Source organism: Aeromicrobium yanjiei, from assembly GCF_009649075.1.
In the GTDB taxonomy this organism is placed as follows: domain Bacteria; phylum Actinomycetota; class Actinomycetes; order Propionibacteriales; family Nocardioidaceae; genus Aeromicrobium; species Aeromicrobium yanjiei.
Genome location: NZ_CP045737.1, coordinates 129,705 through 146,252 on the forward strand (window position 1 = coordinate 129,705; position 16,548 = coordinate 146,252).

Annotated in this window: 14 protein-coding genes; 5 read left to right on the forward strand and 9 right to left on the reverse strand. The window is 71.4% G+C overall.

The annotated features are described in order from the left end of the window. Nucleotides 1-1,752: an ABC transporter permease gene (locus GEV26_RS00880; RefSeq protein WP_153651320.1), complete on the forward strand. Its 1,752-nt coding sequence runs from the start codon at nucleotides 1-3 to the stop codon at nucleotides 1,750-1,752. Nucleotides 1,753-1,819: 67 nt separating this feature from the next. Beyond that, nucleotides 1,820-2,971: an ABC transporter substrate-binding protein gene (locus GEV26_RS00885; protein ID WP_153651321.1), complete on the forward strand. Its 1,152-nt coding sequence runs from the start codon at nucleotides 1,820-1,822 to the stop codon at nucleotides 2,969-2,971. A gap of 83 nt (nucleotides 2,972-3,054) precedes the next feature. On the opposite strand, the gene GEV26_RS00890 is transcribed toward GEV26_RS00885, so the two are convergent. The 8 genes from GEV26_RS00890 to GEV26_RS17835 form a co-directional block, all read right to left on the reverse strand. After that, the gene (locus GEV26_RS00890) at nucleotides 3,055-3,519 is read right to left on the reverse strand and encodes a MaoC family dehydratase (protein ID WP_153651322.1); all 465 of its coding nucleotides are present in this window, start codon (nucleotides 3,517-3,519) and stop codon (nucleotides 3,055-3,057) included. Continuing rightward, on the reverse strand, nucleotides 3,516-4,727 hold the full coding sequence (locus GEV26_RS00895; RefSeq protein ID WP_153651323.1) for an acetyl-CoA C-acetyltransferase: 1,212 nt from the start codon (nucleotides 4,725-4,727) through the stop codon (nucleotides 3,516-3,518). Before GEV26_RS00895 ends, GEV26_RS00890 begins: the two co-directional genes overlap by 4 nt. Continuing rightward, entirely contained in the window at nucleotides 4,724-5,563 is an 840-nt protein-coding gene (locus GEV26_RS00900; RefSeq protein WP_153651324.1) for an FAS1-like dehydratase domain-containing protein, read from the reverse strand. The genes GEV26_RS00895 and GEV26_RS00900 overlap by 4 nt, the downstream gene beginning before the upstream one ends. Next, nucleotides 5,560-6,300: a 3-oxoacyl-ACP reductase FabG gene (gene fabG / locus GEV26_RS00905; protein ID WP_153651325.1), complete on the reverse strand. Its 741-nt coding sequence runs from the start codon at nucleotides 6,298-6,300 to the stop codon at nucleotides 5,560-5,562. Before fabG ends, GEV26_RS00900 begins: the two co-directional genes overlap by 4 nt. After that, a complete protein-coding gene (locus GEV26_RS00910) occupies nucleotides 6,297-7,100 on the reverse strand; it encodes an HpcH/HpaI aldolase/citrate lyase family protein (RefSeq protein ID WP_153651326.1) in 804 nt (267 codons plus the stop codon). The genes fabG and GEV26_RS00910 overlap by 4 nt, the downstream gene beginning before the upstream one ends. Continuing rightward, nucleotides 7,097-8,308 (reverse strand): CoA transferase, encoded by a 1,212-nt coding sequence (locus GEV26_RS00915; RefSeq protein ID WP_153651327.1) that lies wholly within the window; start codon nucleotides 8,306-8,308, stop codon nucleotides 7,097-7,099. Before GEV26_RS00915 ends, GEV26_RS00910 begins: the two co-directional genes overlap by 4 nt. After that, entirely contained in the window at nucleotides 8,305-9,042 is a 738-nt protein-coding gene (locus GEV26_RS00920; RefSeq protein WP_194839923.1) for an enoyl-CoA hydratase/isomerase family protein, read from the reverse strand. The genes GEV26_RS00915 and GEV26_RS00920 overlap by 4 nt, the downstream gene beginning before the upstream one ends. Nucleotides 9,043-9,142: 100 nt before the next feature. Then, a complete protein-coding gene (locus tag GEV26_RS17835; RefSeq protein ID WP_194839924.1) occupies nucleotides 9,143-9,697 on the reverse strand; it encodes a VanZ family protein in 555 nt (184 codons plus the stop codon). A gap of 307 nt (nucleotides 9,698-10,004) precedes the next feature. Between GEV26_RS17835 and GEV26_RS18115 the strand changes: the two genes are divergently transcribed. Beyond that, nucleotides 10,005-10,139: a hypothetical protein gene (locus GEV26_RS18115; RefSeq protein WP_279586751.1), complete on the forward strand. Its 135-nt coding sequence runs from the start codon at nucleotides 10,005-10,007 to the stop codon at nucleotides 10,137-10,139. A gap of 70 nt (nucleotides 10,140-10,209) precedes the next feature. Here the strand turns inward: GEV26_RS18115 and GEV26_RS00930 are convergent, their stop codons facing one another. Beyond that, nucleotides 10,210-12,582, reverse strand: coding sequence for a GH92 family glycosyl hydrolase (locus GEV26_RS00930; protein ID WP_153651330.1), 2,373 nt, complete (start codon nucleotides 12,580-12,582; stop codon nucleotides 10,210-10,212). A 146-nt stretch (nucleotides 12,583-12,728) separates the two neighbouring features. Between GEV26_RS00930 and ppc the strand changes: the two genes are divergently transcribed. Together ppc and GEV26_RS00940 are read left to right on the forward strand one after the other, a co-directional pair. Further along, nucleotides 12,729-15,545: a phosphoenolpyruvate carboxylase gene (gene ppc / locus GEV26_RS00935; protein WP_208430999.1), complete on the forward strand. Its 2,817-nt coding sequence runs from the start codon at nucleotides 12,729-12,731 to the stop codon at nucleotides 15,543-15,545. Between the two features lie 62 nt (nucleotides 15,546-15,607). Then, on the forward strand, nucleotides 15,608-16,534 hold the full coding sequence (locus tag GEV26_RS00940; RefSeq protein ID WP_153651332.1) for an NADP-dependent oxidoreductase: 927 nt from the start codon (nucleotides 15,608-15,610) through the stop codon (nucleotides 16,532-16,534). Nucleotides 16,535-16,548: the final 14 nt, after the last annotated feature.

Consider the following 16,548-nt stretch of genomic DNA (forward strand, 5'->3'; position numbering starts at 1 on the left):
ATGGCCAGCACCCTCGTGACGGCGCCGGCGCCCGATCCGGCACCGCCCGCCGCGCCCCCGGGGCCGGCTCGGATCAGCTTCTGGCGCACCTGGCTGGGCTCCGGCCTGCTGATCGCATTCCTCGCGTTCCTGATCCTGATCCCGGCCGGGTTCGTCCTGCTCGCGGCGATGACGGGCTCGGTGCCCCGCCCCGGCAACATCAGCTTCTCGCCGACGTTCGACAACTTCAGCGTTCTCGGGGTCCCCGAGGTGCGCAAGGCGTTCCTCAACTCGATGATCATGGCGATCTCGGCCACGCTGCTGGCTGCCCTGATCGGTGGCGGGTTGGCGTTCCTGGCAGCCCGCACCGACATCCGGGTGCCCAAGTTCGTGTACCTCGTCGGGCTGATGCCGATGTTCCTGCCGTCGTACGTCGGCGCGCTCGCGTGGTCGATCCTCGGCAGCCCCAACGCGGGTCTGCTCAACATCGGCCTGCGGGACCTGGGGCTCCCCGCGTTCATCGACCTGTACTCGATGCCGGGCCTGATCATGGTGTTCGCGATCTACTACGCGCCGTACACCTTCTTGATGGTGCACGCCGCGCTCTCGCTCATGAGCCCGGACCTCGAGGAGGCGGCGCACATCCACGGCGCCACCACGCGGACCATGCTGCGTCGGATCTCGTTCCCGCTGGCCCTTCCTGCCGTGCTGGGGTCGGCGATCCTGACCTTCACTCTCATCTTCGAGAACTTCCCCGTCGCGCAGGTGCTGGGCACCCCCGGTGGCGTCGACACCCTGCCGACGTTCATCTTCCGGCTGCTCAACGCGACGCCGTCGCGTGGCAACGAGAGCGCGGCCATCGCGGTCGTGCTGGTCGCGGTGGTCATCATCGCGACGATGCTGCAGAACCGGGTCATCGCCAAGCGTTCCTACACGACGGTGAGCGGCAAGGGCGTCCGCAACAAGAAGATCGCTCTCGGCCGCTGGCGCACGCCGGCGTTCATCGCCGTGCTCGTCTTCTTCACGCTGTCCATCGTGCTGCCGTTGCTGGCGCTGCTGGTGACAGCCGGCCAGACCAGTCCGTACATGTCGACGCTGGGTGACCTGTTCGAACCGGGCGGTTTCGACCTCGGCATCATCGGTGAGGTCGCCCGATCGGCCGACTTCTTGTCGGCCACGTCCAACAGCGTCGTGGTCAGCCTCTTCGCGGCAACCGCCGGCACCATCTTGGCGTTCCTGTGCGGCTACACGGTGTACCGGACCAAGGTCGGTGGCCGCAAGCTGATCGAGGGCATCTCCATGGTGCCGCTCGCGATCCCGGCGGTCGTGCTGGGCATGGGCCTGCTGTGGACCTGGCTGGTGATGCCGATCCCGTTGTACGGGACGCTCGCGGTGATGGCGATCGCCTTCGTGGCCGTCCAGTCGCCGCAGGGCTTCCGGGGCATCGCCTCGTCCATCATGCAGACCGATCGCGACCTGGAGGACAGCGCCGTCATGCTCGGTGCCAGCCGCTCGCGGGCGATCCTCGCCGTCACGGTGCCGCTCATGAAGGTCGGTCTGTTGTCGACGTTCCTGCTGCTCCTGATGCTCAGCATGCGTGAGCTGACGGTGCCGCTGTTCCTCTACACGACCGACACCAAGATCCTCTCGATCACGATCTACGACGCCTTCGAGAACGGAGGGGCGTTGCGCGGCGCTGCGGCGATGAGCCTCCTGTACTGCCTGTTCATGTTCATCCTCTCCTACATCCCGCGACGTCTCGCCCAGAAGTGAGCCGTCAGCGACCGGGCCCCCGCCGGGGCAGCCCGCACCAAACCCCCGCACGTCAAGGAGCACGCCCATGAGAACCATCCCCAAGTCCGTCGCCGTCGCCGCTGCCGCGGTGATGTCGCTGAGCCTCGCCGCGTGCGGTGGCAGCTCCTCGTCAGGCGGGGCAGGCGGCAGCGCCAGCGCCGCCGAGGAGATCCTGGCGATGCCGGAGATCGACGACTCCGACGGCCTAGTGATCGGCGGCGAGAAGGTCGCGGACGCCGATCTGCTCAAGGCAGCGCGCAAGGAAGGTTCTGTCGCCTGGTACACCGCGTCAGGGGCTGAGAGCGCCGAGGTCACGGCGGCTCGCTTCGAGGCCGAGACCGGCGTCAAGGTCAAGATGACCCGGATGCCGTCGGGCAAGCTCGCAGAGCGGGTGCTGAGCGAGAGCGGCGCCGGACGTCTGGATGCCGGCGTCGTCACGATCACCGATCCGGTGATCGCCGAGGAGTTCGCCTCGAAGGGCGTCTACGCGCCGTACAAGGTCGCGTCCTACGACACGGTCTCCAAGGTCGACGGCGTCGTCTACGAGGACGGTCTCTACTACGCGCCCTACTACTCCGCGTACGCCTTCTCCTACAACAACCAGGTGGTCAAGGAGGCCGACGCCCCGAAGGACTGGGCGGATCTCACGGACCCGAAGTGGAAGGGCAAGGTCGGCATCGTCCACGCGGGTGCCGGTGGCACGGTGCAGGGTCTGGCCCAGTTCCAGGAGGAGAGGCTCGGCAAGGACTACTGGGGCAAGCTCGCCGCCCTGAAGCCGCGCATCTTCGACACCACGAGCACGCAGCTCGAGGCGCTGGCCCGCGGTGAGATCCACGTCGCGACGTCCGGTTTCAACAGCACGTACGGCGCCGAGATCGCGGGTGCGCCCATCACCCTCGTCGTGCCGCCCGGAGGCGTCTCGGGCACGTACAACATGCAGGGTGTGACGAAGGCCGGCCTCGACAGCGCGGCGGCGAAGCTCTTCCAGGACTGGAGCATGTCGTCCTCCGGGCAGCAGTTCGCGGCCGCCCAGGGCTTCGTCGCGGCTCGCACCGACATCCCGGCCACCAAGACGGGCGACTACACGTTGCCGACGGCCGACTCGCCGGACTTCGAGCTGTACACGCCGGAAGACGCGCGTGAGCTGGGCGCCGACATCGTGGCCCGTTGGAACAAGGCCTACGGCTACGGCGGCTGACACGTAGAACACAACCAAGAGGGGCGGGTGGCCGATGGCCACCCGCCCCTCTTGGTTGGTCCGGCACGCACGCCGGACGGCGCTCAGGCGAGGATGAGGCTCAGCTTGTCCACGACGCACGCCGGGCGGTCCTGGCCCTCCACCTGCATCGTGAAGCGGTACGTCACGAGCCACGAGCTGTCCCGGTCCACCACGTCCACGACCGTGCACGAGGCTCGCAGGGTGGAACCGACCGGGACGGGGGACGGGAAACGGGCCCGGTCGACGCCGTAGTTGATGCGGGCGCTGCCGAGCTCGACGACGAACAGGTCGTCGCTCAGCCCGGAGACGAGGGACAACGTGAGGTAGCCGTGCGCGATGGTGCCGCCGTAGGGTCCGTCGGCGGCCCGCTCCGGGTCCACGTGGATCCACTGGTGGTCTCCGGTGGCGTCGGCGAAGGCGTCGATACGCTCCTGAGTGACGACCAGGGGCCGACTGGGCCCCAGCTCGACCCCGACGAGCCCGTGCAGCACCTCGGCCGAGTCGATGACGACGGGAGCGGCGCTCACGCGCCGACCCGCTCGAAGACCGCAGAGATGCCCTGGCCGCCGCCGATGCACAGCGTCGCGAGCCCGTAGCGACCGTCGCGCCGGTGCAGCTCACGGGCCAGCGAACCGGCCAGTCGAGCGCCAGTGGCTCCCACGGGGTGGCCGAGCGAGATGCCTGAGCCGTGCGGGTTGAGCCGCGGGTCGTCCGCGTCGAGGCCCCATGTGCGCAGAACGGCCAGCACCTGTGCGGCGAACGCCTCGTTGAGCTCGATGATGTCGAGATCGTCCATCGTGATGCCGGCGCGGCCGAGGGCGGCGGCCGTGGCAGGGACGGGACCGATGCCCATCGTCTCGACCGGGACGCCGGCGACGGCCCAGCTGCGGAGGGCGACGAGTGGACGGAGGCCGAGGGCGGCGGCGCGCTCGGGGGTCGTGACGATGCACGCGGCTGCCGCGTCGTTCTGACCGCTCGCGTTGCCGGCCGTCACGGTCGCGTCGGGGTCGACCTTGCCCATGATCGGGCGCAGCGCGGCCAGTGTCTCGACGGTCGTGTCAGCCCGCGGGTGCTCGTCGACCTCGACCGTACGTTGGCGGCGGCCAGTGCCGACGGTGACGGGAATGATCTCCTCGGCGAAGATGCCGGCCTCCTGGGCGGCAACCGCACGCTGGTGCGACTGAGCGGCGAGAGCATCCTGGTCGGCGCGGGAGATCGAGTGCTCGCGTCGCAGGTTCTCGGCCGTCTCGATCATGCCGCCGGCCACGGGGTAGCGGTGGCCACCCGCGGTCTGGCGTGCGCGGGCGAGGGCGTCGTGCATCGTCACGCCGGTGCGAGCGGCACCCCAACGGATGTCGGTGGAGTAGAAGGGGACGTTGCTCATGCTCTCCGCGCCGCCGGCGACGACGAGGTCGGCCGCTCCGGTCTGCACGGCCATCGCCGCGTTGACCACGGCCTGCAGGCCCGATCCGCAGCGACGATCGATCTGCTGGCCTGCGGTCCGCAGGTCCAGGCCCGCGTTGAGGGCGGCGACGCGACCGATCGCGGGGGCCTCGGAGTTCGGGTTGCAGTGCCCGAGGATGACGTCGTCGATCGCGTCGGACGGCAGCCCGGTGCGCTCGACGAGGGCCGCGAGCACGGCCCCGGCGAGATCGGCGGCCGTGGCCGGCGCGAGGCTCCCCCCGTAACCCCCGACGGGGGTGCGGATGGGCTCGCAGATGACGGCTTCTCTCACGGTGACTCCTGGATGTGGTGGTGGACGGTGATCTCGGCGCACAGACGGTCGTGCTCGGACAAGGTGGCTCGGGTCGAGTCGGGGCCGGCCTCGGTGCGCAGCTCGCCGCGGTGCCCGGCGATCAGGGCCGAGCGTCCGCGGTGGTCGACGCGGTGCATCGCGGCGCCGCTGCGGCGGACCGTCTCGGCCAGGACGATGGCGAGCAGCGGGCCGTGCACGACCAGGCCCTCGTAGCCCTCGACCCCGGTCGCGTACGGGTGGTCGTAGTGGATGCGGTGGGTGTTGCGGGTGAGTGCGCTGAAGCGCATCAGCAACGGGGCGTCGCCGGTGAACGTCCACGGCTGAGCGGACGCGTCGAGGCCCGACGGCCCCGCCGGCAGGACGGAGGTAGGCTCCCGCGGCGTCGCAGCGGTCGGGCCCGTGGGGGCCGGACGGTAGACGATGTCCTGCCGCTCCTCGAGGGCGATCCCGTCCTGGTCCTCCACGACGTCGCGGACGGTGACGAACCGGAGCGGGCCCGAGCGGCCCTCGGTGTCCTTGACGTCCTGCACGCTGCGGGACACGTGCACGGTCGAGCCGATCCGCAGCGGACGGTGCACGACGAGGGACCCACCGGCGAACATCCGGCGGGGCAGATCGGGCCGGGTTGGCAGGGAGCCGTCCTCGGCGTGCCCGTCGCGGCCGAGCGAGGCCCATGGACGCCAGCGGGCGAGTGCGGCCCAGTGCCACAGCGGCGGCAGGGGAGCGCCCGCTGCCACGTCCAGGTCGTCCGCGCCGAGGAGGTCGGCGAGTGCGTGGACGGTCTCCGGGTCGACGAGCAGCCCGGGCGGCCTCACATGAACCGTCCGCCGGTCACCTCGGCGACGGTCCCGGTCATGTAGGACGACATCGCCGAGGCGTAGAACAGGGCGACCGAGGCGATCTCCTCGGGCTCACCGGCGCGCTGCATGGGGATCTCGGCCATCTTCTGGTCCCACGCCTTCTGCGGCATCGCGCGGGTCATCGCGGAGGCGATGAGGCCCGGCTGGATCGCGTTCACGCGGACACCGTGGTGAGCCATCTCCTTGGCGGCGGCCTTGGTCATGCCGATGATGCCGGCCTTGGCCGCCGAGTAGTTGGTCTGGCCCACCATGCCGACCTTGCCCGAGAGCGACGAGATGTTGACGATCGCGCCGGACTTCTGCTCACGCAGGTGCGCGGCCGCCAGCCGCGTCCCGTTCCAGCAGCCCTTGAGGTGCACGGCGATGACCTGGTCGAACTGCTCCTCGGTCATGGTGCGCATCGTGGCGTCACGCGTGATGCCGGCGTTGTTGACCATGATGTCGAAGCGGCCCCATCGGGCGAGTGCCGCGTCGATGGCGCCCTGGACCTGGTCGGCCACGACGACGTCGCAGGCGACCCCGATCGCGACGTCCTCGCCGAGCTCGGTGGCCGCGGCGACCGCGGCTTCTCCGTCGAGATCGGCGACGACGACCTTCGCTCCGGCGTCCACGTAGCTGCGGGCGATGGCCAGGCCGATGCCCTGCGCACCTCCGGTGACGATGGCGACCTGCGAGTCCAGCAGTGCGTTCATGACGGGTGCTCTCCTTCGGTTCGTGCCTCGTCCGTGCGGGCGAGGATGGTGCGTGCGCGGGCGAGGACGGGGGCGTCGACCATGCGGTCGTCGACGACGGACACGCCGGCGTCGGCGGAGGCCAGGACTCGCCGGGCCCACGCGATCTCGTCGTCGTCGGGTGCGAGGGCGGCGTGGACCGGGGCGATCTGGTCGGGGTGGATGCAGAGCTTGCCGGCGCAGCCGACGGCCGTCGCGGCCGCGAGATCTGCCCGCAGCCACTCGGGGTCGCGCAGCTGGGCGGTGACGCCGTCGACGGGACCGGGCAGGCCGGCCGCCGTTGACGCGATCAGCAGCTGAACGCGCGCGGCGTCCACGATCGTCCGGTTGTCGGGGGAGACGCCGAGCTCGGCGGCCAGGTCGAGGTGGCCCAGCGCCAGCCGGTCCACGCAGGGGTGGGCGGCGATCCGTGGGGCGTCGAGCAGGCCGCGCGCCGTCTCGACGAGGGCGACGACCCGGAGCCCGTCGAGCGCCGAGAGGGCTGCCTCCTCTGCCTTCGGCAGCATCACGAGCAGTCCGTGGCGCCGCACCAGGTCGAGGTCGTCCGCGTGCCACGGCGTGCCGACGGCGTTGATGCGCACCGCGGGACGCAAGCCCTCCCGTACGGCATCGTCGATCGCGGCCCGGGCGGCGTCCTTTCGCTCGGGCGCCACGGCGTCCTCGATATCGGTGACGACGAGATCGGCGCCGCTCGTGGCCGCGCGGGCGAACCGGTCCGGACGGTCGCCGGGCACGAAGAGCAGCGAACGGGCCGTCGTCATGACGTCAGGGCGATCACGCCGTCAGCCGCGAGGCGGCCGAGGTCGGCATCGGTCAGACCCAGCGACTCGGCGAGGACGGGGCCGGTGTCGGCGCCGAGTCGGGGCGTGAGGGCAGGCTTGCGCTCGGTCTGCGCCCAGCGCAGCGGTGAGACCGTGGTGGGCATGGGGCCCACGCCGGGCTGGTCGACGTCGTGCAGGACGGGGTCGCTGGAGGCGCGGGCCGAGGCCGCGGCCTCGACCACCGACAGGTAGGGCGCCCACAGGACACGGGCCTGGTCGAGCAGCGGTCGGAGCGCAGTAAGGTCGCGGGCGATGAACCAGGGGCGCAGGATCGACGCGATCGTCTCGCGCACCTCGTAGCGCGCCGACTCCTGGCGTAGGTCCAGGTCGAGTGCCTTCTCCAGGGCGGCGAAGACGTCCCGCGTGCCGGTGACGTCGCACAGCGCGTCCCACTGTCCCTCGGTCAGCGCCACGACCATGATCCGCGAGCCGTCGGACGTCGCGAAGTCGGTGCCGAACGAGCCGAAGACGTGGTTGCCGTGGCGGGGCCGATCGGCGCCGGCCTCCTCCGCCTCGGCGAACCAGCCGAGGGCTCCGACCGCCGAGACCGCGACGTCGTAGAGGGCCACGTTGATCGCGCTGCCCTCTCCCGTCGTCCGGCGCCGCTCGAGGGAGGCGAGGACGCCGACCGCCGCGTGCATGCCCGTGAGCAGGTCCCAGGCGGGGAGCACGTGGTTGACGGGGGTGTCGAGGAAGTCCGGCCCCGTCATGGTGGCGATGCCGATCGAGGCGTTGACGGTGTAGTCGACGGCGGGTCGGCCGTCCGCGAAGCCCTCGACGTGGACGGTGATCATGTCGCTGCGCAGTGCCGCGAGGTCGTCGTGGCGCAGCCGGTGCCGGCCCACCACGTTGTCGACGTAGACGCCGCGGTGGTCGCCGGTGCGGGTGGTGAAGGCCGTGAGCAGCTCACGTCCGGCGGGGGTGCGGTAGTCGATCGCGACGGAGCGCTTGCCCTTGTTGAGATTGGTCCAGTAGAGGCTCTCGCCGGTCGCGCTCAGGGGCCAGCGGCCGAAGTCGCTGCCTCCGCCCGGCAGATCGACCCGGACGACGTCGGCACCCAGCTGGGCGAGCGTCATTCCGCAGCTCGGTCCGGCGACGAACGTCGAGCACTCCACGACCTCGAGGCCGACCAGCGGCTGGGCGCTCATCGTGCGAACTCCGGCTCGCGCTTCTCGCGGAAGGCGGCCTTCCCCTCGGCGGCGTCGCGGCCGTGTCCGGCCAGGGCGACGCCGATCCGCTCCTCGCGGAGGAATCCGGTGACGTCGCGATCCTCGGCGACGCGGCTCATCCAGCGCGTCACGGCGACGGACTCGACCGGCCCGGCCGCGAGTCTCGCGGCGACGTCCAGCGCGACCCGCGTCGCGGTACGCGGAGCAGCGAGGATCGTCACCAGCCCGGCCGAGAGCGCCTCCGGGGCGGTGAGCGGCTCACCCAGCAGGAGGTGGCGGTTCGCGCCGTGGCGTCCGAGCCGCCGGGTCAGGTGCCAGGCGACGCCGGCGTCAGCGGCCAGACCACGCTGGGAGAACGGCGCCTGGAAGGCGGCGTCCTCGCCGGCCACCAGAATGTCGCCGGCCAGGGCGAGCCCCCACCCGGCGCCGAGCGCGTAGCCCTCCACCGCGACGACGGTCGGGCACGGCAGCGCCGCGAACCGCTCGATGACGCCGTGGATGAGCTCGAGCCGGCCGGCCGGACCGAACAACCCGTCGTCGGCGCCCGGCATCGAGGCGACGTCGCCGCCGGAGCAGAAGAAGGTGTCGGCTCCGGTGAGGACGGTGCAGCGTGCGTGCCGCGCGTCGGTGTCGAGCGCGTCCCGCAGGGCGTCGATGAGCGTCTGGTCCAGGGCGTTGCGTCGCTCGGGCCGGTGGAGGCGCAGCTCCAGCACGTCCTGCGGATGCCAAGTGCATTGCAGTGATGAGGTCACCGTCACATTATCTACATTCTATAGAATGTTGGCAATGGTTAGGCGCTGACAATTAGCGCGGTCAGGGTGTGTCCGCCAAGGAGGCCGCCCGGTCGAGCAAGCGGCGCACCGCGGGTGCCATCGCGAGCAGCGAGTAGGCCGCGTAGCCGATCATCGTGCCGACCGTGTTGCCGATCAGGTCGTCCACATCGGCGACCCGGCCCGGGCTCACCGTGAGCGAGCCGGCGAGCTGCACCGTCTCGATGCTGAGGCTCACGCACAGGCCGAGGAGCGCGGCCCGGCGCATCGACGTCACCCGGGTCAGGAGCGGGAGCAGCGCGCCGAGCGGCACGAACAGCGCGACGTTCAAGATCATGCCGATCGGGTCCTCGGCGACGTCGACGAATGGGGTGAGGTGCACGGACGCGCGCCACGGTCGCGCGTTGTCCATGTCGATCGGCAGGGGCAGGAGCACGTGCGCGAGGACTACCGCACCGTAGACGCACGCGACGATCGCGACCACCGCGCGCGGGCCGGTCAGCCGACCGCGACGCTGCAGCCACCACAGGGTGCCGGCGATGGCCGCTGCCGTCACCGGGATCAGCACGGGCAACGTCGGGACTTCGTGTGTCTGCACAGATCTGTCTTCCCCGGGTGTCGGTCGTCGCCCGCTCAGCCTACGCAGCAAAGTCCCTGCGATGTGGTGTTCGCCAAGGAGGCCGCTTGCGGTGGTGTTCGCCAAGGAGGCAGCTTGCGGTGGTGTTCGCCAAGGAGGCCGCTTGCGGCCGACTGTGAGCGGAGCGAGGCGAACTCCTGGACCTGCGTCCGCCTCGCTTCGCTCACGGTCGCTTCGCTCCCTGGCGAACGGTGGCGTTCGCTTCGCTCCCTGGCGAACGGTGGTGCGGGGGCCTCCCTGGGGACGGAAGTGCCGGCAGACGGGGGCCGTGACCTCAACGAGCCGCTTGACCACCGAGGAGATCCTCGCCTCCGACCGCCGCCAGCCCGATCCGGCGCTGTTCGGCGGAGGGGTGGCGCCCGCGACGGACACCCCGCGCTCCTCGTGGGGCGCCTCCCGGTGACGGCCGTGGTCGTGGCCGCGTGGTGCTACGCCGGGTACTTCGCGTGGTCCGTGATCGCCTGGTCGCACGGCTAGCGATCACGGGGGACGTCCTGGGGCGAGGATCCCCACGACGTCCGCGGCCGGTCGCCGACCCTGACCGTCAGGTCGCCGCCGCGGTTGAGCACCGAGGCAGGCAACCAGGAGCGGGTCCAGCTGCGCCCGTCGAGGCGGGCCGACCGGACGTATATCGCGTCAGCGGACGCCCCCGGAGCGCTGATCATCGTGGTTGGGCCGCCGTGCCGGTTGATCCAGACCTTCGGGAACGTCGGGCTCGACAGCAGCATCTCGCCACGGCTCGGTGTCTGGGGATAGATGCCCAACGCGCTCCAGACGTACCAGGCGGACATCGTCCCGAGGTCGTCGTTGCCCGGGAGACCCGTGGGTCCGGTGCCGTAGACCCGGTCCATGTAGTCGCGCACGGTCTGCTGGGTCTTCCACGGCTGGCCGAGGGCGTTGTAGAGCCACGGGGTGTGGATGCCGGGCTCGTTGGTCGGGTCGTAGCCGCTGCGGAAGAACTCGTCGAGACGCGCGACGGCCCGGGCGTCGCCGCCCATCAGCGCCGCCAGCCCGTGCACGTCGTGCTGCACCATCCAGGTGTACGTCGCCGAGCTGCCCTGCGCGAAGCCGAGGTCGCTCGTGGGGTCGAACGGCTCGACCCACGAGCCGTCGGCGTTGCGGGCCTGCTGGTAGCCGGCGGTCGGGGTGGCGCGCGGGTTGAACGTGTTGCGCCACCAACCGGCGCGGTCGGTGAAGCGTTGCGCCTCGCGCGTGCGCCCGAGCCGCTTGGCCCACTGCGCGAGGCCGTAGTCGGCGGCGCTGTCCTCGAGCGTCTCGGCGGCCCCGCCCCAGCAGTGGCAGGTGTCCTGCGGGGCGTAGTGCAGGCGCAGATACTCGGCGAGGTTGGGACGCATGCCGGCGCACTGGCCCGGGCAGCCGTAGTCGGACAGCCCGGCCGGGTTGGGGACGGTGGCCTGGCGCACCAGCGAGTCGAACGCCGCCTCGACCTCGAAGTTGTCGACCCCGAGGGCATTCATGCCGGCCAGCGTGGGCGCGCTCGGATCGCCCGTCATGACCCGGGTCGGCCCGTTGACATGCACCCAGCGATCCCACACGCCGCCGTTCTGCCGGGACAGGTTGAGCAACGACTGCGCGAAGTCTCCCGCGATCCGGGGCTCGAGCAGGGCCAGCAGCTGGGTGTGGGCGCGGTACTGGTCCCAGCCCGAGTAGTTGCCGTACTGCGCGCGCTGGCCACGCTTGAGGCGATGCACCTTGCGGTCCGCGCCGAGGTACGTGCCCGCGACGTCGCTGGTGATGTTGGGCTGCAGGAACGAGTGGTAGAGCGCGGTGTAGAACGTCGTGAGCTTGGGCGTGCTGCCGCCCGCGACCTCGACGCGACGCAGCTGCCGGTTCCAGGCCTTTGTGCCGGCGGCGGCGACACGGTCGACCGTGGCGCGGGGCGTGAGCTCGGCGGCGAGATTGGCCTCGGCCGCCGCAAGGCTCGTGTAGGAGATGCCGATACGCATCGTGACCGCTCGGCGGGTGTCGAAGCCGACGTAGCCACCCGATCCGCGACCAGCCCGCTTGCTTCCCGTCTCGTAACCCTCGCCGCCGCTGGCCGACGTGGTGCCGGGTCGCAGCTGCCCGTCGACCCAGGTGCCGGTGCGGACAAACTTCTGGTCGAAGTGAGCGGTGAAGTGGAGCCGGTAGTAGGAGAACTTGTTGCTGCCGCCGCCGTTGCCACGTCGCCCGCAGAACCCGCCGGTCAGCACCGAGCCGGAGACCGTCTGGGTCCGCGGGTCGATGCGGGTCGTGGCGTCCTCGCTGCCGTTGAGCGAGTTGGACGTGCGGAAGAGCAGGTTGGCCTGCTGGCCGCGCGGGAAGGAGAACGTCCCGATCCCCGCGCGGGTCGTCGCGGCGAAGTCCGTCTCGGCGCCGTTGGCCAGGCCGAGGGCGTACCGACCCGGCTCGGCGGTTTCGTCGGCGTGCGAGAAGTCGCTCGCGTAGGTCTGGTCCTTCGTGTCGGCGGTCGGTGAGGTGGCCACCTGCCCGACGTGCGGGAAGATCGGCACGTCGCCGGCCGCGCCCGGGTGGCAGCCGGCCCCGTTGACGTGGGTCAGGGCGAAGCCGCGTACGCGGGTCGTGTCGTACTGGTAGCCGTTGGCCGCGCCGGTGTCGGTCTGGTCGCCCTTCGTGCTGGTGGGCGACCACGAGAGCATGCCGAACGGACGGACCGCGCCCGGGTAGGTGTTGCCGCCGTTGGCGGTGCCGATGAGCGGGTCGACGTACGAGACGAGGTCGCGGTGCGGTGCGGGCCCACGATCGGCCGATGAAGGCGAGGCCACCGCGAACGGGACCAGCAGGCCCGCCGCCAACGCTCCGGACAGCACCATACGTACGTTCATCGTCTTCCCCCCAGAAGTCGTGGCCTCGTGGCCCAGATGAATTGTGCGCACGTCGAGGTGACGAAAGGAAGGGTCCGTGCGTCTTGGAGGGTGAACAGCAGGCGTCAGATCATCTGCCGGCAACATTCACCCGGCAGACTGGGGCCGTGACCTCAACGAGCCGCTTGACCACCGAGGAGATCCTCGCCTCCGACCGCCGCCAGCCCGATCCGGCGCTGTTCGGTGGAGGAGTGGCGTCCGACGCCGAGCACGCCGCGCTGCGTGCGTCGGTGCGTCAGCTGACCACCCTGCTGGGCGAGGCCCTGACCCGCCACGAGGGCGCCGAGCTGCTGGCCCTCGTCGAGAAGGTGCGCCGCCTCGCGCGACAGCCCGACGACGCCGAGCTGCGGGACGTCCTCGACGAGATCGACCCGCGGACGGCGGTCGTGCTCGCGCGGGCGTTCACGGCGTACTTCCAGCTCGTCAACACCACCGAGCAGCTGCACCGCTGGCAGGAGCTCGCGGCGGACGCCGAAGGCCCGCTGTCGGCGACGATCGGCCGCATCGGCGACGCCCTCGAGGAGGGCAGGATCTCGCGCGAGACGCTGACCGAGGTGCTGGAGCGCCTGGAGTACCGCCCGGTGTTCACGGCCCACCCGACCGAGGCCAGCCGTCGCAGCGTGCTGCGGCTGCTGCGCAAGATCGCCGAGACGATCCGCGCGATGGAAGACCCGCGCCGCGCCCCCGCCCGGGTGCAGGCCGACGACCGCCGCCTCGCCGAGCTGGTCGACCTGCTGTGGCAGACCGACGAGCTGCGCGTCGTGCGCCCCGAGCCCAAGGACGAGGCCCGGACGTCGGTCTACTACCTGCGCTCGATCGCCTCCGAGGTCGTCCCCGACCTGCTCGCCGAGCTCGATCGCCAGCTCGGCCGCCTCGACGTGGCCCTGCCGACCACGGCCCGGCCGTTGCGTTTCGGCACCTGGGCCGGCGGCGACCGCGACGGCAACCCCAACGTGACCCCCGCGGTGACGCTGGACATCCTGCACCTGCAGCACACCTCGGGTCTCGCCGAGCTGATCGGCATGGTCGACGAGATCCTCACCGAGATGACCGCGTCCACGCGGATCGTCACCGCGTCGGACGCCCTGCGCGAGAGCCTCGAGGCCGACGCCCACGCGCTGCCCATCACGTGGGAGTCGATCCGTCGCCTCAACGCCGACGAGCCCTACCGGCTCAAGCTGAGCTTCGTGCGCGTACGTCTGTTGCGTGCGCGCGAGCGCCTGGTCAACGGCACCCCGCACGAGCCGGGCCGCGACTACCTGACGTTCGACGAGCTCGTCGCCGACCTGCAGCTGGTGCGCGACTCGATGCTCGCGGCGGGTGACGAGCTGACCGGCAACGGCGCGATCCTGCGCCTCATCCGCACCGCCGTCGCATTCGGCGCCGGGCTCGCCACGATGGACGTCCGCGAGCACAGCGACAAGCACCACGCGGCCCTCGCCGAGCTCTACGGGCGCATCGGGGAGGTCGACTACGCGGCGCTCGAGCGTCCCGAGCGCATCGAGGTGCTGTCGCGCGAGATGGCCTCGGTCCGTCCGCTCACCGGTCTCGCGGGCGGCGGCTCCGGGCCGGCCGCGACCGCGTCGCTCAGCCTGCTCGGCGTCATCCGCGACGCCCTCGACACGTACGGTCCGGAGGTCATCGAGACGTACATCGTGTCGATGACGCACGACGTCGACGACCTGTTCGCGGTCGTGGTGCTGGCCCGCGAGGTCGGGCTCGTCGACCTGGTCGGGGACGAGGTGACGGCGCGCATCGGCTTCGCCCCGCTGTTCGAGACCGTCGCCGAGCTGGAGGCGGCCGGCCCGCTGCTCGAGGCGCTGCTGGGCGATCCGACGTACCGGCGCATCGTCGCGGCCCGCGGCGACGTGCAGGAGATCATGCTGGGCTACTCCGACTCGTCCAAGGACGCGGGCATCGCGGCGTCGCAGTGGCAGGTCCACCGGGCCCAGCGGGCGCTGCGTGACATCGCGCGGGCGCACGGCGTCACGCTGCGCCTGTTCCACGGACGCGGTGGGTCGACCGGACGCGGCGGCGGCCCGACCGCCGAGGCGATCATGTCGCAGCCGTACGGCAGCCTCGACGGGCCGATCAAGATCACCGAGCAGGGCGAGGTCATCTCCGACAAGTACTCGCTCCCGGGGCTCGGCCGGCAGAATCTCGAGGCGGCGCTCGCCGCGGTGCTCGAGGCGTCCGTGCTGCACCGCACGTCGCTGCTGCCGACCGACGTCCTCGACGGCTGGAACGGCACGATGGACCTGGTCGCCGAGCAGGGCAAGCAGGCGTACCGGGCGCTGGTGCGCGACGAGGCGCTGGTCCCGTTCTTCGTCTCCGCCACGCCCGTCGACGAGCTGGGCAAGATGAACATCGGCTCCCGGCCGGCCAAGCGTCCCGGCGGCGCGGGCGGCCTCGACGACCTGCGCGCGATCCCGTGGGTGTTCGGCTGGACCCAGTCGCGGATCATCCTTCCCGGCTGGTTCGGCGTCGGCTCGGGCCTCGCGGCAGCGTTCGAGGACGGCCGCGGCGAGACGCTGCAGGAGATGTACGGCTCGTGGGCGTTCTTCCGGACGTTCGTGTCGAACGTGCAGATGACGCTGGCCAAGACCGACCTCGACATCGCCGCGGAGTACGTCCAGGCGCTCGTGCCGCAGGACTCCCGGGCGATCTTCGACACCATCCGGCGCGAGCACGAGCTCGCGGTCGAGCAGGTGCTGCGGGTGACCGGCCACGGCTCGCTGCTCGAGTCGGCGCCGGTCCTGCAACGGACGCTCGAGCTGCGCGACTTCTATCTCGCGCCGCTGCACGCGCTGCAGGTCTCGCTGCTGCGCCAGGTGCGGGCGGTCGACGAGCCCGACGACGACCTGCAGCGGGCCCTGCTGCTGACCATCAACGGCATCTCCGCGGGTCTGCGCAACACCGGGTAGGCGCGGACCGGCTGCCGATCGATAGGTTGCGGGTGCCCGGTCACCCCACCACGAGGAGCAGCATGCGCGCGATCACCCAGACACGGTTCGGCGGGACCGAGGTCCTCGAGCAGGTCACGGTGCCCGACCCCGAGCCGGCGGCCGGCGAGGTGCTGGTCCGCACCGGGGCCATCGGCGTCAACCCGTTGGACGTCGCGGTGCGCGAGGGCTGGTACCCGATGATCGGCGAGCCGCCGTTCACCCTCGGCTGGGACGTCGCCGGGACGGTCGAGGCGCTCGGCGAGGGGGTGACCGACTTCGCCGTCGGCGACCGCGTCTTCGGCATGCCGCGTCTGCCCGGAGCGGGCAACGCGTACGCCGAGAAGGTCGTCGTCCCCGCCACGGACCTCCTGGCGACCCCGGACTCGCTCGACGACGTCCACGCCGCTGCGCTCCCGCTCGTCGCCCTCACGGCGTACCGCTCGATCGTCGAGGTCGCCGGTCTCCAGCCGGGGCAGCGCGTGCTGGTGCAGGCGGCCGGCGGAGGCGTCGGCCACGTGGCGGTGCAGCTCGCGAAGGCGCTGGGTGCCGAGGTCGTCGCGACGGCCAGCGCCGGCAAGGTCGACTTCGTCCGCGGACTGGGTGCGGACCAGGTCATCGACTATCGGGAGCAGGACTTCACGACGCTGCTGTCCGATCTCGACCTCGTGATCGACCCGTTCGGCGGTGAGAGCGTCGAGCGCTCGCTGGCAGTCGTCAGGGACGGCGGCGTCGTCGCGTCGCTGCTCGACGTCCGCGAGGAGGACGTCGTCGCGGCCAAGGAGCGCGGGGTGGTGCTCAACCGCATCCGGATCGTGCCCAGTCGTACGGCGCTGCAGGCCTTCGTCGACCTGATCGACTCGGGCCGCCTCGCGGTGCACGTCGCCGGCACGTTCGCGCTGGACCAGGCGGGCGCCGCACACGACGAGCTCGGCCGCGGTGTCGCCGGCAAGCTCGTCCTGATCCCCTGACCCCGCCGGGCGCC

What these genes read in the sequence shown, in the direction of transcription:
- GEV26_RS00940 (WP_153651332.1), top strand. Translation starts at nt 15,608, where the DNA reads ATGCGCGCGATCACCCAGACACGGTTCGGCGGGACCGAGGTCCTCGAG.
- GEV26_RS00885 (WP_153651321.1), top strand. Translation starts at nt 1,820, where the DNA reads ATGAGAACCATCCCCAAGTCCGTCGCCGTCGCCGCTGCCGCGGTGATG.
- GEV26_RS00910 (WP_153651326.1), bottom strand. Translation starts at nt 7,100, where the DNA reads ATGACGACGGCCCGTTCGCTGCTCTTCGTGCCCGGCGACCGTCCGGAC.
- fabG (WP_153651325.1), bottom strand. Translation starts at nt 6,300, where the DNA reads ATGAACGCACTGCTGGACTCGCAGGTCGCCATCGTCACCGGAGGTGCG.
- GEV26_RS00915 (WP_153651327.1), bottom strand. Translation starts at nt 8,308, where the DNA reads ATGAGCGCCCAGCCGCTGGTCGGCCTCGAGGTCGTGGAGTGCTCGACG.
- GEV26_RS00930 (WP_153651330.1), bottom strand. Translation starts at nt 12,582, where the DNA reads ATGAACGTACGTATGGTGCTGTCCGGAGCGTTGGCGGCGGGCCTGCTG.
- GEV26_RS00880 (WP_153651320.1), top strand. Translation starts at nt 1, where the DNA reads ATGGCCAGCACCCTCGTGACGGCGCCGGCGCCCGATCCGGCACCGCCC.